20 protein-coding genes and 1 pseudogene are annotated in these 19,225 nt (G+C 58.1%); 4 read left to right on the top strand and 17 right to left on the bottom strand.

All coding sequences use genetic code 11. The features are described 5' to 3' along the window. Positions 1-23: 23 nt before the first annotated feature. A complete protein-coding gene (locus AD668_RS15520) occupies positions 24-1,577 on the top strand; it encodes a phosphatidylserine/phosphatidylglycerophosphate/cardiolipin synthase family protein (protein WP_082344491.1) in 1,554 nt (517 codons plus the stop codon). A 188-nt stretch (positions 1,578-1,765) separates the two neighbouring features. Then, complete coding sequence (locus AD668_RS15515; protein ID WP_053160256.1) at positions 1,766-1,969, top strand: hypothetical protein; 204 nt, start codon at positions 1,766-1,768, stop codon at positions 1,967-1,969. Positions 1,970-2,037: 68 nt separating this feature from the next. On the opposite strand, the gene AD668_RS15510 is transcribed toward AD668_RS15515, so the two are convergent. From AD668_RS15510 to salA, 15 genes and pseudogenes are all read right to left on the bottom strand, one after another. After that, complete coding sequence (locus tag AD668_RS15510; RefSeq protein WP_371259807.1) at positions 2,038-2,661, bottom strand: DUF4157 domain-containing protein; 624 nt, start codon at positions 2,659-2,661, stop codon at positions 2,038-2,040. A gap of 93 nt (positions 2,662-2,754) precedes the next feature. After that, positions 2,755-3,048: an addiction module antidote protein gene (locus AD668_RS15505; protein WP_053160250.1), complete on the bottom strand. Its 294-nt coding sequence runs from the start codon at positions 3,046-3,048 to the stop codon at positions 2,755-2,757. Positions 3,049-3,390: 342 nt separating this feature from the next. Beyond that, positions 3,391-3,690 carry a hypothetical protein gene (locus AD668_RS15500; RefSeq protein ID WP_053160248.1) on the bottom strand — a complete coding sequence of 100 codons (300 nt, stop codon included), beginning with the start codon at positions 3,688-3,690 and terminating at the stop codon, positions 3,391-3,393. Positions 3,691-3,735: 45 nt separating this feature from the next. Next, entirely contained in the window at positions 3,736-5,301 is a 1,566-nt protein-coding gene (locus tag AD668_RS15495; RefSeq protein WP_053160247.1) for an amino acid permease, read from the bottom strand. 124 nt (positions 5,302-5,425) lie between these two features. Further along, positions 5,426-6,586 (bottom strand): iron-containing alcohol dehydrogenase, encoded by a 1,161-nt coding sequence (locus tag AD668_RS15490; protein WP_053160246.1) that lies wholly within the window; start codon positions 6,584-6,586, stop codon positions 5,426-5,428. A gap of 3 nt (positions 6,587-6,589) precedes the next feature. After that, positions 6,590-7,981, bottom strand: coding sequence for an aldehyde dehydrogenase family protein (locus AD668_RS15485; RefSeq protein WP_053160244.1), 1,392 nt, complete (start codon positions 7,979-7,981; stop codon positions 6,590-6,592). Between the two features lie 7 nt (positions 7,982-7,988). Next, a complete protein-coding gene (locus AD668_RS15480; protein WP_053160242.1) occupies positions 7,989-9,362 on the bottom strand; it encodes a glutamine synthetase family protein in 1,374 nt (457 codons plus the stop codon). Between the two features lie 202 nt (positions 9,363-9,564). Beyond that, on the bottom strand, positions 9,565-11,691 hold the full coding sequence (locus AD668_RS15475; protein WP_053160241.1) for a TonB-dependent receptor domain-containing protein: 2,127 nt from the start codon (positions 11,689-11,691) through the stop codon (positions 9,565-9,567). Between the two features lie 241 nt (positions 11,692-11,932). Beyond that, positions 11,933-12,391, bottom strand: a complete 459-nt coding sequence (locus AD668_RS15470; RefSeq protein ID WP_053160239.1) for a glycine zipper 2TM domain-containing protein — start codon at positions 12,389-12,391, stop codon at positions 11,933-11,935. A gap of 14 nt (positions 12,392-12,405) precedes the next feature. Then, entirely contained in the window at positions 12,406-12,834 is a 429-nt protein-coding gene (locus AD668_RS15465) for a hypothetical protein (protein ID WP_053160237.1), read from the bottom strand. Between the two features lie 204 nt (positions 12,835-13,038). Further along, positions 13,039-13,539, bottom strand: a complete 501-nt coding sequence (locus AD668_RS15460) for a hypothetical protein (RefSeq protein WP_053160235.1) — start codon at positions 13,537-13,539, stop codon at positions 13,039-13,041. Next, entirely contained in the window at positions 13,532-14,404 is an 873-nt protein-coding gene (locus AD668_RS15455; RefSeq protein WP_053160232.1) for a transcriptional regulator, read from the bottom strand. The genes AD668_RS15460 and AD668_RS15455 overlap by 8 nt, the downstream gene beginning before the upstream one ends. A gap of 66 nt (positions 14,405-14,470) precedes the next feature. Next, positions 14,471-14,596, bottom strand: a complete 126-nt coding sequence (locus AD668_RS29985) for a hypothetical protein (protein WP_256220673.1) — start codon at positions 14,594-14,596, stop codon at positions 14,471-14,473. An 85-nt stretch (positions 14,597-14,681) separates the two neighbouring features. Next, complete coding sequence (locus AD668_RS15450) at positions 14,682-15,314, bottom strand: dTMP kinase (RefSeq protein WP_053160231.1); 633 nt, start codon at positions 15,312-15,314, stop codon at positions 14,682-14,684. A gap of 284 nt (positions 15,315-15,598) precedes the next feature. After that, a pseudogene (gene salA, locus AD668_RS28820) lies at positions 15,599-16,443 on the bottom strand (salicylate 1-monooxygenase); the annotation flags it as partial. 153 nt (positions 16,444-16,596) lie between these two features. Here salA and AD668_RS15440 point away from each other — a divergent pair. Both AD668_RS15440 and AD668_RS15435 read left to right on the top strand, forming a co-directional pair. Further along, complete coding sequence (locus AD668_RS15440; RefSeq protein WP_053160227.1) at positions 16,597-17,562, top strand: endonuclease; 966 nt, start codon at positions 16,597-16,599, stop codon at positions 17,560-17,562. A 166-nt stretch (positions 17,563-17,728) separates the two neighbouring features. Further along, positions 17,729-17,962: a hypothetical protein gene (locus AD668_RS15435; protein ID WP_053160426.1), complete on the top strand. Its 234-nt coding sequence runs from the start codon at positions 17,729-17,731 to the stop codon at positions 17,960-17,962. A 30-nt stretch (positions 17,963-17,992) separates the two neighbouring features. Here the strand turns inward: AD668_RS15435 and AD668_RS29505 are convergent, their stop codons facing one another. After that, a complete protein-coding gene (locus AD668_RS29505) occupies positions 17,993-18,154 on the bottom strand; it encodes a hypothetical protein (RefSeq protein WP_256220672.1) in 162 nt (53 codons plus the stop codon). A gap of 522 nt (positions 18,155-18,676) precedes the next feature. Next, positions 18,677-18,922 (bottom strand): hypothetical protein, encoded by a 246-nt coding sequence (locus tag AD668_RS15430; protein ID WP_320394910.1) that lies wholly within the window; start codon positions 18,920-18,922, stop codon positions 18,677-18,679. Positions 18,923-19,225: the final 303 nt, after the last annotated feature.

Genomic DNA, 19,225 nt, shown 5'->3' with positions numbered 1-19,225 from the left:
CCAGCGAGGACGAGGCTTTGCCCATCTACCGGTTCCTCCCCGTCCTGGTGTTCGCACTGCTGTTCGCTGGCTGCGCCACCCCCACGCGTTTGCCTCATGACTTCAGCGCGGCGATTCCCGCCAGCGATTCGGCTTTCGGGCGCTCCATCCAGGCGCAAGCCGCGCCACACGAAGGACGCTCCGGTTTTCGCCTGCTGCCCAACAGCAGTGAAGCGTTTCGGGCGCGCGCCGAGCTGATCCGCAATGCGCAGAAAAGCGTCGATCTGCAGTACTACATCGTGCATAACGGCCTCAGCACCCGGGCATTGGTGCGTGAAATTCTGCTGGCCGCTGACCGTGGCGTGCGCATACGCATCTTGCTCGATGACACGGCCAGTGACGGGCAGGAGGAGGTCATCGCCACATTGGCCGTGCACCCGAATATCCATATCCGTGTGTTCAATCCCCTGCATCTGGGGCGCAGCACCATGGTGACCCGAACCATGGGGCGCCTGCTCGATCTTTCCCAGCAGCACCGGCGCATGCACAACAAACTGTGGCTGGCCGACAACAGTGTCGCCATTGTCGGCGGACGCAATTTGGGGGATGAGTATTTCGACGCCAAACCCGATCTCAACTTCACCGACATGGACCTGCTGTGCATCGGCCCGGTTGCCCAGCAGTTGGGCGTGAGCTTCGATCAATACTGGAACAGCGGCCTGAGCCAGTCGATCAGTGATTTCCTGATCAACAAGCCTACCGCCGATGATTTGCTCCAGAGCCGGCACCGCCTGGAGCAATCGCTCCAGACCACACGTATCGAGAACAAGGCTCTGTACGATCACCTCATGACCTACCGTTCCCGCCCGCAACTCGCCAATTGGCGCAAGCAGATGATCTGGGCCTACGGCAAGGTAATGTGGGACGCACCGAGCAAGGTGCTGGCCGACGACGAACCGGCGCGTTCTCTGTTGATGGCCACGCAGCTGCGGCCTGAGCTCGACAGCGTCAACAAGGAGCTGATCATGATTTCGGCGTATTTCGTGCCGCAACAATCGGGCATGCGTTACTTGCTCGGTCGTGCCGATGCCGGTGTCGATGTGCGCTTGTTGACCAACTCGCTGGAAGCCACCGATGTGCCGGCGGTGCATGGAGGCTATGCACCTTATCGCAAGGAGCTGCTCGAACATGGGGTGAAGCTCTATGAGCTGCGGCGTCAGCCTGACGACCCCAGTGGCGGTTCTTCTTCATTTGGTTTCAGCGGGGGGTCGGATTCCAGCTTGCACACCAAGGCCATGATCCTCGACCAGAAAAAAGTGTTCATCGGCTCGTTCAATTTCGACCCGCGCTCAGTCCTCTGGAACACCGAAGTCGGAGTACTGGTCGATAGTCCTGAACTGGCCGGCTATGTGCGCAAGTTGGCGCTTGAGGGCATGGCGCCCGCCATGAGTTACCAGGCCCGGCTGGAACATGGCGAAATCGTCTGGGTCACGGAGGACGACGACCAACTGCATACCTTGCACAAGGAACCCGGTGGAAAATGGCGCAGCTTCAAAGCCTGGCTCAGTGACAAGATCGGCCTGGAGAAAATGCTCTGATCGGTGCGCCCCGGATCGATGGAAACATTTTGTCATGAAATGAAAAAGCGCTGTCGTCGATTGAAAAGTGAGAAACCTTCCCCTCGATAACACTCCTTCTTGCGAAATGCACGGCAATCGCATTTCGCATGTTCGACCGGCCGACGCGATGCCCGGCCGTACAACCTTCAGTCGTAAGGAGAATAAGAATGAGTGCAGAACGACTTAAAGGCAGCCTTAACGCCGAGCTGACCGGTGTGAGTGCCTTTGATGCCATCCATGATGATGGCCCCAACGAGATCAGGCACAGGCAGCAGGACAACGCGCACGCGCAGTTCAAACCCGATCAGGGTATTTTCCAGCCGGACTACCTCGCTCATGTCCTGCGCTTCGGTGTATTTGAAGAACACTGAGAAGTCACTGCGTTGGCGCAGGCCTCGGCCCGCCGGTCAGTCCGGTGGATCTCCGGCCGCAATGAGGGTCAGGGGCTTCGGGGCGGTTGCGGTTCGACAGCGGCGGGTCTCAAGGCTTTGTCCACCTGGTTTTGAATCTCGTAGGCAGGTGCCTCTACGGCTGAATAGTCACGGGTGTAGCGAGTGGCAAACTCGCGAACGCCCCATTGCTGGTATTGCTCCACGTGCTTCAACTCATGCGCCCACAGCGCGACGTTGTTCACCGCATCATCAGGGTTGCGAAAGACGATGAGGTCGACAAGGGTGACGGCATTGATATCGGGATTTTGCAGCAGGGTGTTGGCGGCGTTCAGCTCCGTTTCATCACCGATTTTGTAGCGAGCCGAGTCGAGCACCTGGATGTCATAGAAGGGTTCGAGTTGCGCCCGGATGTTCAGCGGGATCGGTTGAACATCGCCCGTTGCCGCGTTGTTGCGCGACAGCACGATCCAGTTTTCCAATCCCGAGGCTGCCAGTTGGTTCATCTCATCGAAGATCGTCCCAACGTCCTCTTCGGAACCGGGCGCACAAAAACAGGCGACCACGCAGACTTGGAATTGCCCTGTCGGGCAGGCGATAACAGATGACGCAGCGCCACTGCAAAAAAGCAATAACGCCAACCGCAAAACATGACGGGAAAAGACAGCTGGCAAGGGGGGCTCCAAAGGCGTACCAGGCCATAAACTTTCATTGGAATTCGCCAGTCTGTTTTCCACGTTGGGGCGAGGCAATCAACCCCCAAGGGCTCAATTCACGGGTACGGTGACCACAACGATCTTGACTTTGATGCCCAAGGCCGCGGCCACTTTCAGAACGATCGAAAGGCTCGGGTCACCGTCTTTGGAAAGTGCTCGGTACAGAGTGGCTCTACTGATTCCTGTATCGCGCGCGAGCTGGCTCATTCCCTTGACCCGGGCAATGTTGCCCAGCGCAGTCACCAAGACACCTGGATCATTTGTCTGGAGGCAACTTTCCAATTGTGCGGCAAGATACTTGTCACTGATTCGATTATCCGGTTCAGCCAATCCTGCTTGATGCATAGAGACCTCCAGAGACCAGTGCGTCTGCAAATTCGCTCAGCGCAAGCAAAGGCCAAGGCCAAGGCCAAGGCCAGAGTCGATGGGGAGGCGCCTATGAAAATCTAGACCATTCGCTGGGTTGTCTCCATTTAAATCACAGCAATTATCATTATTTCTGGCATGAAAGAAGTGCGCGCTGAAACACAATGCAACTGCCCAATCGGACCCGCCGTCCTGGCGGGTCCGTTGCTGAGGAAGGCGGCCTTGAGTATCAGTCGCGTACCTTGCCCGATGCGCGAGCCCCTGAAAGGCGAACTGTGGCACAGAACGGCAAAAGCGGCGCACAAACGAAAATCGGCGGTATCAATGCTTGCATTCCGACAGCACCACTTGACAGGTACTCGGCGTGCCACCGGATCGACCTGCATAACGTGCGCAATTGGTCAGGGATTTTTGCCGCGCCATGCTCAAGGTGTCGCCCCAGGCCAGGCCGCCTTCACCCACAGTGGGGAGCGCTTTTGCATAACACGCCGAGCCAATGCGAGGGGCCGCATAGCGAGGCGTGGACTTGTTGCCTGAGCAGCCCGCGGTCTGCACCAGACTGACGGCAAGCAGGGTAAGCAGGACCCAGGTCGAGCCTTTGCGCTCTGTTATTCCAGTCATCCTGCTTCCCCCCGTTGTGTCGCCAACTGACCGAACACTGTGGCGTCAGCCACCCACGCGTTTGTTCAACGCCGCTTCCGCCGCTGCGATTTCGGCCTGGCGCTTGACGATCATGTCACCCACCGGTGGACCCTGGAAGCGTCGGGCTTCAAAGCCGAACCAGACGATGGCGGTCAGCACCAGAAAGCCAATGGTGATGTACAGCGCCCAATCGTTCGGCGGCTGGATACCGATGATGAAAATGATCACCATCGAGAGCACCGACAGCAGGGCGAACACGGTGTACCAGAAGCGTCCTATGTTCCACGGCCCCATGGTCGGCCACTTCGGTGTCCCGTAGGCAAACAGGCCCAACACGATGGGAATGATGAAGGAGAAAAACAGGAAGATCACCGTGCAAGAGACGACGATGGTGTAGACCGGTGTCTCACCGACCGAGATCACCGATGACCCCCAGTCGAACAGCACGGCGAGGGTGGCACCGGTCCAGATCGCGGCGACCGGGCTGCGCAAGGTCGGGGAGACCGAGGACAGCGCTTTGGAAAACGGCAGGCCGCCGTCGCGGGAGAAGGCGAAGATCATGCGTGAAACAGAGGTGACTGTCGCCAATCCACAGAGCACTTGCGAGATGAAAATCGCCACGTACAACGCCAGTTTCAACGTCGGGTTGACCTGAGTGTCCATGGCCCAGAAAAACACACTCCAGCCTTTGCTGGCGGCCTCGTCCATGTTCGGCAACATCAGCACGAACGAGCTGAGCATCACCCAACCGAACAGCAGCGACCAGACCACGGACATCACCATGCCCCGTGGCACCGACATTGCGGCGTTGCGGGTTTCTTCGGAGGTGTGCGCAGAGGCGTCGTAGCCGGTGATGGTGTAGATCGGCAACAACAGGCCCAGCATGAAAATCCAGCCGTTGGACACCTGTGGCCAGACGCTGCCGCCGGCTTCGCCGGAATAGTTGGCGAACGTCACAAGGCGGGCGAACTCATAACTGGGTGCCGAGATCAGGCAAACGATGGTCAGGGCGAGGGCCGTGGCGAAAATCAGGTAACCGGAGAAGTCCGTGAGCTTGGCCGTCAGGCCGATGCCCAGGTGGTTACACAAGGCCTGGAGACCGGTCAGGATCGCCAGGAAAATCACCCGTGTCGTGGTGGTGTCCTCCATGCCCAGTCCCGGCCCGAAAGCACCGAAGAAAAAGTAATAGGTGCCGACGTTGATCGCGCCGAGCACCGTGACCAACCCCAGCAAATTGAACCAGGCTGTCAGCCACCCGGTGAAACGGTTACCCAGGATCGAACCCCAGTGATACAAGCCGCCAGCGGTGGGGTAGGCCGACGAGATCTGCGCCATGGCCAAAGCGAACACCCCGGAGATCAGGCAGCCGATTGGCCAGCCGATGCCGATCGAGGCACCGCCCGCACCCGAGGTGCCCTGGGCCAGCGAGTTGATGCCGCCGGAGAGGATGCAGATGATCGAAAAGGAAATCGCAAAGTTGGAGAAAACCCCCATTCTTCGCGAGAGCTGCTGGGCATAGCCCATGCTGTGCAGCACCTTGGTGTCATCGTCCGGCGCTGCACCGGTGCCGGGCTGACTTGCTGGATTCATATCGTGTGCCCCTTCAGGTTTTGATACGCATCCACCCGGAATGCCGGATGGGCTGGCCTTCAACCCCTTGTCGTACTGCTCCTGTTTACAACCGAAAAACTTGTCTGCTGGCGCTAACTTGCTCCTACAGACGGCCGTGGAATGCCGCCTGGAAAATTTCCGCCACGCCGGCCTTGGTCAATGGCAATGGATTGCCCCCCGCAGACGGGTCGACAATTGCCATGTCGGCGATCAGCTCGGCTTGCTGGTCATCCACGCCGAGCTCGAACAGCGTGTGCGGCACAGCGATGTCCTTGCGCAGTTTGAGCACGAAGGCCAGGAAACTGTCGAACCCGGGGGAGGGCAGGCGCAAGTACGCGGCCAGGCGCGTGATGCGTTCCTCGATGGCCGGGCGGTTGAATTTCAGAACGTAGGGCATCAGGGTCGCGTTGGTCATGCCGTGGTGGGTGTCGTACAGCGCGCCAATCGGATGCGCCAGGGCGTGCATGCCGCCCAGGCCTTTCTGGAACGCGGTGGCGCCCATCGCCGCCGCCGCGAGCATTTGCCCGCGTGCTTCGAGATCGGAAGGAGTGTGTACCGCCCGCACCAGTGCCTGGGCTACCAGTCGCATGCCCTCCACGGCAATCCCGTCAGCCAGCGGGTGAAAACCGGGGGCACAGTACGCTTCAAGGCAATGGGACAAGGCATCCATGCCGGTGCCGGCCGTGACTTTGGCTGGCATGCCGACGCTCAGGGCCGGGTCGCTGATGACCACGCGCGGCATCATTTTCGGATGGAAGATGATGCGTTTGGTGTGCGTCAGCTCGTCGATGATCACGGCGGCGCGGCCCACTTCGGAGCCCGTGCCGGCGGTCGTCGGCACGGCAATGACCGGGGCAATACGGCTCTCATCGGCGCGGGTCCAGTAATCGCCGATGTCTTCAAAGTCCCAGACGGGGCGAGTCTGGCCACTCATGAAGGCGATGAGCTTGCCCATGTCCAGACCGCTGCCGCCACCAAAGGCCACCACGCCATCGTGCTTTCCCGCACGCCAGGCATCGAGCCCACCGGCCAGGTTGGCTTCGACGGGATTGGGCTTGAGGTCGCAGAATAGCTCGGCACCCAGACCCGCATCGCGCATCGCGTTCAGTGCGGCCGTGGTGATCGGCGCTCGCGCCAGTCCACTGTCGGTGACCAATAGCGGTCGCTGGATACCCTGGCTGCGACAGACCTCGGCCAGCTCGCTGATGCGGCCGACTCCGAAACGAATGCTTGTGGGGTAATTCCAGTTTCCAGTCAGGCTCATGGCTCAGATCTCGTGGCGCAAATGGAAGGATTTGGCGCGGGTCAGGTGCTCGTAGCCAAGGCGCGACAGCGTGACGCCGCGCCCGCTGTTTTTAACGCCGGTCCAGGCCAGGGCCGGGTCCAGGTAATCGCAGCGGTTCATGAATACGGTGCCGGTGTCGATCAGGTTGCCCAAGTGTTCGGCAGCATCGAGGTCCTGGGTCCACAGGGACGCGCTGAGCCCGAACTCGCTGTCGTTCATCAAGTCGATGGCTTCGTCGTCGCCGCTCACCGGCATGATGCCGACCACAGGACCAAAGCTTTCATCGCGCATCACCGACATTTGATGGGTGACGTCGACCAACACCTGCGGCGCGAGGTAGGCGCTGCCCGGTACGTCGGCGGCAAACGCCTGCGGATCGATCAGCGCCTGTGCACCTTGGGCCAATGCTTGGGCAATCTGACCCCGGACGAAGAAGGCCGCGCCCGGTGTCACCAGCGGGCCGAGTGTAGTGGCTTCGTCCAGTGGGTTACCCAGCACGTATTGGCGGGTCAATTCGGCGAAGCGCTCGATAAATTGCGGATAGATTTTTTCAGCGACGTAGATGCGTTCAACGGCGCAGCAACTCTGCCCGGAATTGAAGAAACTGCCGTCCACCAGGTTTTCCACGGCATGTTCAAGATTCGCATCCGCCCGTACATAGGCCGGGTCCTTGCCGCCCAGCTCCAGGCCGATACCGAGGAAACGTCCGGTGGCGGCGTTTTCCATGGCTTTGCCAGCATCGACCGAACCGGTGAAGTTCACCTGCTGCACACGCCCGGAGCCAATGATCGCGGCGGTCTGGGCATGATCGAGCAACAAATTGTGGAACAGCCCTTCAGGTAGCCGGGCGCGGCGCAAGGCTTCGGCGAAGCGCTCACCGACCAGCAGCGTTTGCGAGGCATGTTTGAGGATGACGGCGTTGCCGGCCATCAGTGCCGGAATGATCGTGTTGACCGCCGTGAGGTAAGGGTAATTCCACGGGGCGACCACCAGCACGGTGCCCAGCGGTTCACGTTTGACAACGCGTCGAAACCCGTCGATGGGCGTCGGTTCGTGCGCGGCCAGGGCGTGGGGCGCAATGGCGATCATATGCCGCGCCCGTTCCTCGAAACCGCGCAGTTCGCCGGCGCCGAAGCGCACCGGCCGGCCCATCTGCCAGGCCAGTTCCGGGACGATTTCATCTTTCATGGCCAGCATTGCATCCACCGCGGCGCTGCAAAACGCCGCGCGTTCGCTTATCGGTCGACGTTTCCACTGGATCTGTGCGTTTGCGGCAGCGTCCAGCGCCTGTTCGACGGCTGCCGCCTCGGCGTACTGACGTTCGGCGTAGACCCGGCCATCAACCGGTGAGATCAGTTGAATGATTGAAGTCATGAGCTTCTCAATAGCGCTCGAAACCGCGCTGCAATTCCCAGTCGGTGACTCGCCGGTCGTATTCCTTCTGTTCCCACTCGGCGGTGTGCACGTAATGGTCGATCACTTCGTCCCCAAATGCCTCGCGCAACATACTCGAGCCCTGGAGCGCGGTAGTGGCTTCGCGCAGGGTCTTGGAGACTTCCGGCAAATGCTCGTCGACATAGGCATCACCCTCGAAGGGCGCATCGAGGCTGAGCTTTTCGTCGATGCCGGCCAGCCCCGCTGCGATCAGGGCGGCGAAGGCCAGATACGGGTTCAGATCGGCGCCGCCAATGCGGCATTCGATGCGGATGGATTTGCTGCCTTCGGCGCACAAGCGAAAGCCGGCGGTGCGATTGTCGCGGCTCCACACCGCACGGGTCGGGGCAAAGGTGCCTGCTTGAAAACGCTTGTAGGAGTTGATGTAGGGCGCAAGGAAACACGTAATGTCATTGGCGTATTTGAGCTGTCCGGCGACCCACGAACGCATCAGTTTGGACATCCCGAACTCAGCCTTGGCATCGTAAAACAGCGGTTTTTTCGCGTTCTTGTCCCACAGTGAATTGTGGATATGGCTGCTGGAGCCGGCCGCGTCGTAACGCCATTTGGCCATGAACGTAATCGCCTTGCCCTGTAGCTGTGCGATCTCTTTGCACGCGTGTTTGATGATGACGTGATGGTCGGCCATGGTCATGGCATCGGCGTAACGGATGTTGATCTCTTCCTGGCCCGGGCCCCATTCACCCTTGGAGTTCTCCACGGGAATGCCCGAGGCCTGCAGATTTTTACGGATCGCCCGCAGCACCGGTTCCTCGCGGGTGGTCTGCAGGATGTTGTAATCCTCGATGTAGTGGCCGGCGGTTTTCGGCTTGAGGTAATTGCGTTTGTGGATGGCCTCGTAGCTTTCGTCGAACAGGTAGAACTCCAGTTCCGAGGCGAACATGCCGGTGTAGCCACGCTCGCGCAGGCGCTCGACCTGTTTTTTCAGGATCGCCCGCGGGCTGTGGGGGAGGTCTTGCCGATGGTGATGGTCGAGCACGTCGCACAGCACCAGCGCCGTGCACTCAAGCCACGGCACCTTGCGCAGGGTGCGCATGTCGGGCTTGAGCACAAAATCGCCGTAGCCCTTGCTCCAGCTCGCCGCCGCGTAGCCGGGCACCGGCTCCATGTCGATGTCATCGGCCAGCAGGTAGTTGCAGCAGTGGGTTTCTTCATGGCCGCTGTCGATGAAAAACTCGACCTGGAATCGCTTGCCGACCAGTCGACCCTGCATGTCGACCATGCACACCAGCACGGTGTCGATTTCGCCGCTGACGGCAGCACGCTTGAGTTCGTCAAAGCTGAGGAGAGGCTCGGTCATCAGGGCAGTCCTGCGCTAATTTTTGGAATTCTCTGAAATAGCTGTTGCAGACGCTCTCCAGAAAATCCAAACACTGCCGCCGCGAGCATCGTGGGCAATTAGCTGAGCCTAAGCTTAGCTGACTGTCGCTTTTCGCAAGTTTCGATGATCGAAACCTGTTTTTTCCGTTTGTTCAGCGACATTTCAGCTGTGCTGCGTGGCTTTAGTGCAGGCTCCACGACACCCCGACGTACATCGCCATTCCCTCGCCAGGCGTCGACCGCGCCGCGTCTAACCCTTTGTCGTCGTAACCCGGCGTGACCGTGGCGGCGTAGTGCTTGTCCGTCAGGTTGCGGATGTCCAGCCAGGTCTGCCAGTCGTCCTTGGGCGCGTTGTAGCCCAGGGTCGCGCCGAAGATCGCGTAAGGGTCGGCGTAATAGCTGTTGGCGTAATCGACCGCGACCTTGGACACCCACTGAGTGTTGAGCGCCGCGAAGAAACCCTGCGTCCAGTCGTAGCGCAGTTCGCCCTGGTAGTAGTGCATCGGCAGACCCGGCAGGCGGTTGTCGCCGAAGCGGTCGTCGTCGCGGTAGTGGAAGTCGCTGAAGGTGTAGCTTTGGCGCAGGCTCAACTGGCCGCCGCCGTCCGGCGACCACAGGTTGCTTTGCAGGCTGGCTTCCACACCCTGGTGCACGGTGGGGCTGGCGTTGAGTTCAAAGGGTGTGGTGGCATTGGCATCCGGCAGTACCGAGAGCAATTCGTGGCGCACCTGGGCGTAGTACCAGGACAGGCTCCACTGGCCCATCGCGCTGTCGCCACGACCGCCGAGCTCCAGGGTGGTCGCGGTCTGGTTTTGCAATTCGATCGGAACGCGCTGGGTGCCGGTGGCCGGGCCGCTGCCGGCGGGAAAGCGAATGTTGGAGCTGTAGATCAGCGACCACGGGTGAGGCGCCTCGACCGAGCGACTGAGGTTGCCGAACAGCTGCAGGTCGGGTGTCAGCTGGTAACGCAGACCCACGCGCGGCGCGTAGTCCCAATCGTTGAGGCTGGTCTTGCCGCCTGCTTGCGGGTAGGTGACGGCGCTTTCACGACGGGTGTAGATCGCGGCGAGGCCGGTGGTCAGCCACAGGTCGTCGGCGATCTCCAGATCATTGCCGACATGCAGGACGCTGTCCGAGCCTTGATACGTGAAGTTGCGCATCAGCGTGCCCGGTGCATAACCGGCGGTGTTGCCGGAAGGGATGCGCACGAACTCGCTGGCACCGTCATTGGGCAGGTGTTTGGTGACGCGCAGGCCCACGGTGCTGTTGCTCGCCAGGCCCCACAGCGTGTCGCGACGCTTGTAGTCGAAGGTGCCGCTGACATCGGTGTAGGCCACCTTCAGGCGGTTGGGACCTTCGCGCAAATCCATCGGATAGTCGTGATAGACCAGACCGGTCTGGATGCTCGAATCGTCATCGATGTAGTAGGTGGTCTTGTTGCCGATAAAGGTACTGCCGGGCTGGTCACGGCTGTCGTCCCGTGTCACGTAGGCGGGGTTGGCTGCCCGTGGGTCGTGTTCGATGGACTGTTTGGTCACGCGTCCGGCGAGATCGTTGTCGGTCGAACGGTGGCGCAGGTAGAAGCGCGTTTCCAGGTTCGGGTTGAAGCGATAGCCGAAATTGGCGATGACGCCCTGGCTCTTGCTGGCCGTGTGATCCTGATACCCATCCGAGTTCGCATCAGTCAGCGCCATGTAGTAATCGAAGGCTCCCAATACCTGCCCGGAGCTGACTTGACGCTGCTGATACCCGTGGCTGCCCGTCGCATAGCGTACCTGCAATTTCGGCGCGTCGTAGCCGGTATGGCTGATGTAGTCGATGACCCCGCCCAGGGCCAGGGCACCTCTGTCGAAACCGTTGGCGCCACGCAGCACTTCCACATGGTCCAGCCACAGTGGCTCCAGCAATTCATAGGGCGTGCCGCCAGGGCCGGTCAGCGGCAGACCGTCGAGCATGGCGTACAGCCCCGAGGCATGGGCGCCCGGTGCCCGGTTGATGCCCGAGCCGCGGATCGAAATCTTGGTTCCTTCGTTGCCGGCAGACTGCGCGTAAATCCCGGGCTGATACGCCAACACATCCTGATTGCTGGCGACGCGACCTTGCAGTGGCCGGCGCATGTCGACCACGTTGGTGCCGCCGGGCACTTCGGCAAGCCGGGCCTCGGCGTCTTCGATCCTCTGGTCTTCGTCGCTCTGATCCTCAGCGCCAATCAGGACTTGTCCCAGTTCCAGACCTTGGGCCTGGGTCATGGCCGGACAGACAAGGGCCAGCCCCAGCAATGCAGCGGGCAGGGAATTGGGCGAGGGCATCGATAAAACTCCAGACAGACAGAGACGGGCAGTGAACACTGCGACGTATGAAAGAACGAGGGGAGCACATGGCAATTTTGCTTTTTTGCCGATTTACGTTTTTTAGCAGACGGGAGGTTTTGTGGGAACGAGCCTGCTGGCGATGGTCGTTAACGAAAACGCGCGTTTACAGAATAAACGCAGCGCTCTTGAGACCATCGCGAGCAGAAGGCAGACACAGTAATTTCAGAGTCAAACCAACTTAACTGCCCTGCGCTACAACCCGCGCATCATTGCCCGAACCCTCGATATACACTTTTTGGCCTTTCTTCAAAGAAGGATTGATCGGCTGGGTCACCGAGACCAGTACGCCGCTGTTGACCCGTACGATGACCTGCTGGGCGTCGACCGGTTGATCATACTTTTTCTTCTCGACGTAATTGCCGCCCACTGCACCGGCGAGCGCGCCGGCAACCATGGCGACATCACGCCCGGTGCCGCCACCGATCAGGCTGCCGATGCCCAGGCCACCGAGGCCACCGAGCACGGCGCCGACGCCGCTGTCGTGGTTGGTTTGCATCTGCGTCATCGTAATCTGCTCGATCTTGCCTGAGCGTATTTCGGTTTCACCGGCGCCACCATCGCTTGAACCCACGGCGGAACAGGCACTGATCAGCACAGTCATCAGGGTGACTGTCATCCAGGACAGAATGGCTTTCATAGCGGTACACCTCGTCATTGGTATTTGATGGCAATGCCTTTGAGCCTGCGTCCCTGGATTGTTTCGATGTCTCGGCTCCACAGGGGACCTGTGACATAGGCGGCGACGGGCTGGATTGCGTCATAAACGACGACGACCGCGTCTGCGCCAAGCTTGGCACCTTCTTCACGCAGCTTTTGTTCGACCTGGGTGATGGGTGGAGCCGGGTCAACCGTGGCATTGATCAGGATTTCGCCCAGTCGAACATGGGGTCTGGTCGGTTCTGTCCGTAGCACCTGAACTTCACTGGGCAACGTCGGGGCAGGGTGCTCGACCCCGACGTAAGCGCTGGTCTGGGCGTCCACCGAGGCGCAGGCACCTAACGCAAGCACACTGGCGACGAGGGCGGTAATGAGTATCGGCCTCTGCCATCCTGAAAGACGAAACGATGAATCGGGGCGCATGTCAGCAATCCTCTGTTTGAGGTGAACGAGCGTCGTTTAGTTATAGTCGAGAAAATCTGCACAAGGCTGATCCAGCCCGTTTCAATCACGCGCGCGCGGTTTGCCGCCAGACTTGACTCGGTTTTTCGTCAGGTTGATCAGTTTGCTGCTGCGCTGAGCACTCATGAGCCGTGCCAAAGTTCATGGGGGGCTTTTGCGAGCGTGTCATCGCCGGCTGCACAAAATGAACATGTCATTACCATCATCAATGAGATAACGAGATTCAGTCAGTGGCCGTATCCAGTAACTCAAGTTACTGTTTGGTCGAAAAATAAACAGGCCCAACGTACTCGTAAGCTCAGGACTCGTGCTATCGGCTTCGCCCTGAGCAGCACTCACAACATTGACTTGCAAACGATGTCCTTGTTGTTGCACCTCAAAGGCGCTATTGCGACGTGCGGTTCCCAGTTCTGTGCCGGTGTTGGCATCAATCAATTTGGCCACCATGCGCATATGGCTCAGGCCGGTGCGCTGCAAATCCAATCTGTAACGTATCGTCAACCAACCCGGCCGCGCTTCAGAATGCGTTTGATGCGCACTTTCCCCTTCGCACCAGAAATCCCGGCCGGTAGCGTGCTCTGCCGACAGGCGCCCAAGCCCCACGCCCAGCAGGCCGACGAAAAGGAAGGCCAGGCACCAGACTGCGTTTGCGCCAGATCTAGTCATGTTGTTGTACACCTATGCAGCGACTACCGACTTTTTCAAGTTCACCCTCACAGAGAATCTGATCGGCGCCACGACGGGCGGGCAACAGATAAAGGTGCAGATTGTCCAGTGACAGTCCCTCAAGTTCCGCCAATTTACGACTGCGCAGCACCAGGGGTTGCAGGAAGGACGGCGCCATGGGTTGTATGTCTCGAGCGGACAGATGGACCTGTACCTCACTTATTGTTACCGGCGTAGCGAACGTTGGAGGTATGACCTCTGGCGAGGCGGGCAGCCCGATTCTTCCCAGCAAAAATGCAAGGGCACCCCACAGGAGTAATGCCACCCAAAGCCCCCAACGTACGGGCGAGGTTACCGGTGATACAGGCAGAGAATCGCAAGCACTTTCCATTGCTGCCGGCATTGCCATGATCGAAGGCGGTTCGGCGTCCTGGCTCTCCGTATCAGGCATGACTGGAGCAAGGATGGGGCGTTCGCTCTCAATGATGGCTTCACCCGCAACGGGCACGGCTTTCGATACGCTGGATACTTCCTCGACCCGTACACTGTCCGCGAGCTTGTAGCCTATGCGCGGCAACGTCTGAATGAACTCTCTATCGGGTTGCAGCTTTTCCAGCGCCAGGCGTAATTGTCGGACCACCTGAGCCAAACTGTTGTCGGTTACTTCCAGGCCGAACTGGCCCCACGCCCCCTCCATCAGTTCGCGCTTACGCACTACCGTGCCACCGGATCTCAAGAGCATGGCCAGGCATCGACTGGCGATTGCGCCCACGCGTAAAGGCTCCTCGTCTGCACAATCGGCTCGAAACAACAAGAAGTTGTCTTCGTCAAACACCAACTGTTCATCGATCAGTACTAGGCCCATGGCGACCTTCTATGCGTGGCAGGAAGGCGAGTCGAATACATTTCTTCAACCCTTGGAGTTAAGCGGTTATTCCTTACCTGCGCCAACGCCTTCACCCGGCAGGAGCAAACTTTCCTGGCAGCCGGCATGCCAAAACGGCTCAAGCGCCTCGGTAAAGGCCAGCAGGTGCTCAACAACATTGCGTCGTGTCATTCAGGCCACACCGTCAAGCATGCGCCCGTGCCGACGGGCACTTGTTCACATATCGGACGGTCACAATCGGCTTGCAGGTCAGCTTTTATCGTGACTCGTCCAGGGGGCATCGAAGGGCTTTATAAATCTCAGAAATCACCTGCATCGTTGCGTCTTCGATCGTTCCTTCATTGCGGCATAAAACCCAGCCGTGATCTGCAATCGCTCGCTCGAACGCGTTGGTACAAGCGACATGTTCTTCCAGCTTATGGATCACAGTACTGCTCAGCCCACGCCGTCGTGCCGCTGCCCGTGCCCATGAAATTTCAGGAGCCGTGATAACCCCGACATGCAGGTCTGGCACTTGCACGTTTCGATCAATGTTCAGCCGTAGAATCTCTGCAAACGGGACTATCCGGCGGAACGCGGCATCCGACGGGTACCAGCGATCGATCAAGATGATGCTGTCTGGTGGCTGTTTAGTCAGCACGTTCCGGGAAATCCAGGTACGGCTATCAGCAAAGCGCTCACAAACCCTCAACTCCAAATCCCGGGTGGGATTTCTGACGAGCTTGTTAACGAGGGTCATTGTTTCACCCCTATAGGGATCGCTTTTTTTCTCGCAAAGTCGGATCACCTTTTTGTTGTCTGCCCTCAGTAATTTCGTCACGGCTTCCAACAGTGTGGTTTTGCCGGCTCCCTTGGGCCCATCTAGAGAAACAAACAGCGGACGATTCATTCTTCACATAACGATTGAGATACGATTTTTTTGCCCGGTTCGTTCGCTGGAAACGCTTGGCGCGACCACGCGAATCGAGTGTAGGGACCTCATGAACAGACATTAATGAACACTCTAACTTGGTTTCTGCCTAACGGGTCTCAAAAGAGCAATCAATTGGAGTTGACCTAGCATCGGCCTGCATCTGCCTTCGCTGGCGATTGTTTAGCTGATCTTGCACCACCATGCATTCACGAACGAAGAGAGCCGCTGGATGCTCCCTCCGTGCATGTTGGTTCAAGTCGTTAGGCAGAGGCTCGCCAACCCAACTGGGCACGAGCCTCTTGAAGGTCGGACTGCATATCGTGATTCCACAGCCAGTCGAAACGCTCTGCGAGGGTTTTCCCCAGTAGTTGTTCGTCGTCGGATACAGCTGGATCACGCAATTCATAAAGCTCCCCGGCTTCCCAGGATGTGGCTGCACACGGCAGGCACGGGGACGACGGATTGCGTCGTAAGCCTCGAGCACCGCTTGTGGCTGGCTGTCCATGACCTGAGGATCGGCGAGCAATCGCGCCAGAAGCCAGGCGTCTTCCAAGCCCTGACCTGCGCCAGCGCCCTGGTGCGGCAACATGGCATGCGCAGCATCGCCGATCAGCCCTGCGCGGCCATGGACATAACCCGGCAATTCATCGAGTTCATGCAGAGCCCAAAGGGTGGGTGCCGGAATGCATTCGAGCAGCACCCGTGCAGCGTCTCCCCAATGATTGAAGGCAGAGAGCATTTCTTCCTGGCTGGCATTGCGCACCCATGGAGAATCGCTTGGCCAGGTCGGATCAGGACGACTGCGATCGGAAATGAAGGCCACGACGTTAATCAGCCGGCCTTGCTTGACCGGGAACGTGAGAATGTGTGCGTCGAGCCCCAGATACATCTGCGGGACGTCGACCAAGTGCTCATCGACACCCCGAGCCCGGTAGGCTGTACGCAGCTGTTGGCTGTCGATCATCCCGCGGTAGGCGCAGGTACCACTGAAACGCGGTGCCACCAGGGGCTGGCCAAGACCGTTGAGGACATGATCACGAATTGAAGACTTGATACCGTCCGCGGCGATCAACAGGTCGCAGCGATGCTCAGTGCCATCGGTGAACTGTGAAACCTCACGAAGGTGATCTGCCTACTTTGAAGTTCGCTGGATTCGCACAAGATCAAAAGTCAAAATCAATCGCGGCCAGTATTCATCTGAAAATTCCAAGAATATGCCTATAATTCGCGCCCTTCCCTTAATAACTAATGTTATCCAATGAAAAAACTGCTGTTCGTAGTAACGCTTGCCCTCTCCGTAATTACCACCGCCTTCGCAAGCCCTCCCTCAACCTTTACCGAAGCCAAAGTCATAGCTAAACAAAAAATCTACCTCGACCAGGCGAGCAGCCCGATGGGCGAGTTGTATTGCGGGTGTAAATGGACATGGGTTGGTAAATCAGGTGGTCGTATCGATGCTGAGTCATGCGGCCTAAAGGCCAGAAAACAGGAGAGTCGGGCAGAACGGACTGAGTGGGAGCACATCGTTCCGGCCTGGACATTCGGCAACCAGCGTCAATGCTGGAAGAACGGTGGGCGCGAGCACTGTGTGGACGATGATCCGGTGTTTCGAGCAATGGAAGCAGACCTGTTCAACCTCTACCCATCTGTTGGCGAGGTGAACGGCGACCGCAGTAATTTCAATTACGGCATGGCCACCGGGATTGCGCCGCAATATGGGCAATGCAAGACGCGAGTAGATTTCGACCAACGTGCTGCGGAGCCTCGCGACGAGGTTAAAGGTCTGGTCGCACGGACCACCTTTTACATGTTCGACAGATACAAACTGAGCATGTCGCGTCAGCAGCAACAGCTGTTGATGGCTTGGGACAAGCAGTACCCGGTATCGTCCTGGGAGAAAGAGCGCGATCGACGCATCGCAAACATCATGGGGCATTCCAATCCGTTCGTAACGGGCGAGCGTCAATGGTCACAAGGGTATAAAGCAATTGGTGACGGGGTGGTCAGCGCCATTTCCATTGATCCTCCCCGCGCTCCAGCTCAGCCAAACCTGGCGAGCGCGAGCGGAGCAGGTTCGATCATTGGCAATCGGAAAAGCCAGGTCTACCACCTCTCAATGGGGTGCCCTGGCTATGGTCAGGTGTCTGCGAAAAACCAAATAACTTTTAACTCTGAATCTGAGGCCCAGGCTGCGGGATATCGAAAGGCAGGCAACTGCAAATAGTTGCTGTTTGTTGACGTCCGGCCTTGGGAAACCGAGGCCGGCACCCGACCCTGGATAGCGATATGTGCTGAGCTTAGGCTTGATGATTATCCGAATCTTTCAAATAGACCACCGTGAGTCCATGGGTATTGAACGGCCGCAGAATCAGAGCAAATGGAGACTAAACATGAGAAAGCCACCTATGAAAATCATGATCGAAGAATGGGACGGTGACGGTGCGATTCGAATTCCTGACGAGGCATTGCAGGAGTTGGAGCTCGATGTGGGTGACTCGTTGTATCTGATCGAAGAGTTTGTCGGCAACACGCGTTGCCTTGTCCTGTCAAAAACGCCTCAGATTGCGGATCGAATAGACGAGCTCACTGAGGCCTGGGATAGCGGACAGATTGGCAACGCCTAGGAGAAATGGCGCCTTGGTTTCCACCCTCCCTTACAGAGTGAAAGGCTCTATCGCCCTTTCTATTGCCTTGAAATGCCGAATCAATACAAGCGGCGTGAGGACAAGCGCAGCGGATAAACCGGTAAGGATCACCAATTCTTCGGCGGTCAATTCATCCGCAAAGCGTAGCTGACGCTCAAACAGCAATCTCATGGCTTGTGACGCGTTTCTGATGTCTGAATCGCCCTCTGGGGAGGCTCAGCAAGTATCTGAGGGATTCAAGCTGGCGAGCCAAGCCTGTTGGCCGATGACAGCGGCTTGGGCAGAAATTGCTTACACCGAAACGACCGCCAAGTCGCCCTTTCTTCGAAGCCACCTCATGACACTGTCATAAATTGTCTTGGTTAAGTCCCACCTTGTTCTTGAAAGCGTCTTGTTTTGCCGGTAGTTGTGGTTCACCAATGTCATGCACGGAAAGCAACCATGCACGCAAGATTCAGAGTGATCGAAACCACTGCGCTAGAGGATGGCAGCAAGCGATACAGGGTCGTTGATCTTGTAGAAGGAGGATCGGCCAGCAAGCATGGAGTCTTCAAAGTCAGGACAGAGGCTGAAGCCGTCTGTTCCAGGTTGAACGATGGATGCCCTCAACCAGTGGTAAAAAAAATGGCGCCAGTAGGCAATCTCTGACCTGGGGTGAACTACAAAACCAACACATCGATTTTTGTCGATCAGCTACAGAGCAGGCATAGCCTCTCGCTCTGAAAGCATGCTTTTGAGCCGTTCCTCATTCAACGCTCGGCAAGCTTCATCAGCTTCAGCACGTGTCTGAAAGGCCATCTTCAGGCGAAGCTTTTCTTCATTGTCATAGACGTTGAAACCTATCGGAGCCGTTTCGCAGTAGAAGCGCGTTCCGCTGCGCATGCATCCCGTTTCTATTGGGATCGCGGGGACAACAACAAATCTTGAAATCATATTCATGTTCTCTCCAATCACCCTTTCTGTTTAGCGGCTATTCGCCACCATCGCAAGCGACGAACGATGTTTTCCGATGGGGGACATGACCGCTGGTGACGTCGAGTGGACTAAATGACGCTTGCCGGCTGATGAAGCCGGAGTAACTGCCTCATGACAAACGCCTTACCCCGTCAACGCGGTGGTTGGAGGTAGATTCAGTGAACAAGAGAAATATCATCTCTGATTCAAACTTTTCCCTTTCCTGGGCGTCCTTTTTTTAGCGTTATTTGGCTTTGCGTAGCCGGCTCGCTGAACTTCACAATCTTG

It is taken from the genome of Pseudomonas sp. P1.8, assembly GCF_001269805.1.
Classification (GTDB): Bacteria; Pseudomonadota; Gammaproteobacteria; order Pseudomonadales; family Pseudomonadaceae; genus Aquipseudomonas.
The sequence above is the reverse complement of the archived record's forward strand: the minus strand, read 5'-3'. Positions and strand labels throughout refer to the sequence as shown.

What these genes read in the sequence shown, in the direction of transcription:
- AD668_RS15465 (WP_053160237.1), bottom strand. Translation starts at nt 12,834, where the DNA reads ATGCGCCCCGATTCATCGTTTCGTCTTTCAGGATGGCAGAGGCCGATA.
- AD668_RS29985 (WP_256220673.1), bottom strand. Translation starts at nt 14,596, where the DNA reads ATGACACGACGCAATGTTGTTGAGCACCTGCTGGCCTTTACCGAGGCG.
- AD668_RS29505 (WP_256220672.1), bottom strand. Translation starts at nt 18,154, where the DNA reads ATGAGATTGCTGTTTGAGCGTCAGCTACGCTTTGCGGATGAATTGACC.
- AD668_RS15495 (WP_053160247.1), bottom strand. Translation starts at nt 5,301, where the DNA reads ATGAATCCAGCAAGTCAGCCCGGCACCGGTGCAGCGCCGGACGATGAC.
- AD668_RS15505 (WP_053160250.1), bottom strand. Translation starts at nt 3,048, where the DNA reads ATGCATCAAGCAGGATTGGCTGAACCGGATAATCGAATCAGTGACAAG.
- AD668_RS15460 (WP_053160235.1), bottom strand. Translation starts at nt 13,539, where the DNA reads ATGACTAGATCTGGCGCAAACGCAGTCTGGTGCCTGGCCTTCCTTTTC.
- AD668_RS15475 (WP_053160241.1), bottom strand. Translation starts at nt 11,691, where the DNA reads ATGCCCTCGCCCAATTCCCTGCCCGCTGCATTGCTGGGGCTGGCCCTT.
- AD668_RS15440 (WP_053160227.1), top strand. Translation starts at nt 16,597, where the DNA reads ATGAAAAAACTGCTGTTCGTAGTAACGCTTGCCCTCTCCGTAATTACC.
- AD668_RS15515 (WP_053160256.1), top strand. Translation starts at nt 1,766, where the DNA reads ATGAGTGCAGAACGACTTAAAGGCAGCCTTAACGCCGAGCTGACCGGT.
- AD668_RS15470 (WP_053160239.1), bottom strand. Translation starts at nt 12,391, where the DNA reads ATGAAAGCCATTCTGTCCTGGATGACAGTCACCCTGATGACTGTGCTG.
- AD668_RS15435 (WP_053160426.1), top strand. Translation starts at nt 17,729, where the DNA reads ATGAGAAAGCCACCTATGAAAATCATGATCGAAGAATGGGACGGTGAC.
- AD668_RS15480 (WP_053160242.1), bottom strand. Translation starts at nt 9,362, where the DNA reads ATGACCGAGCCTCTCCTCAGCTTTGACGAACTCAAGCGTGCTGCCGTC.
- AD668_RS15485 (WP_053160244.1), bottom strand. Translation starts at nt 7,981, where the DNA reads ATGACTTCAATCATTCAACTGATCTCACCGGTTGATGGCCGGGTCTAC.
- AD668_RS15450 (WP_053160231.1), bottom strand. Translation starts at nt 15,314, where the DNA reads ATGAATCGTCCGCTGTTTGTTTCTCTAGATGGGCCCAAGGGAGCCGGC.
- AD668_RS15430 (WP_320394910.1), bottom strand. Translation starts at nt 18,922, where the DNA reads ATGAATATGATTTCAAGATTTGTTGTTGTCCCCGCGATCCCAATAGAA.
- AD668_RS15500 (WP_053160248.1), bottom strand. Translation starts at nt 3,690, where the DNA reads ATGACTGGAATAACAGAGCGCAAAGGCTCGACCTGGGTCCTGCTTACC.
- AD668_RS15455 (WP_053160232.1), bottom strand. Translation starts at nt 14,404, where the DNA reads ATGGGCCTAGTACTGATCGATGAACAGTTGGTGTTTGACGAAGACAAC.
- AD668_RS15490 (WP_053160246.1), bottom strand. Translation starts at nt 6,586, where the DNA reads ATGAGCCTGACTGGAAACTGGAATTACCCCACAAGCATTCGTTTCGGA.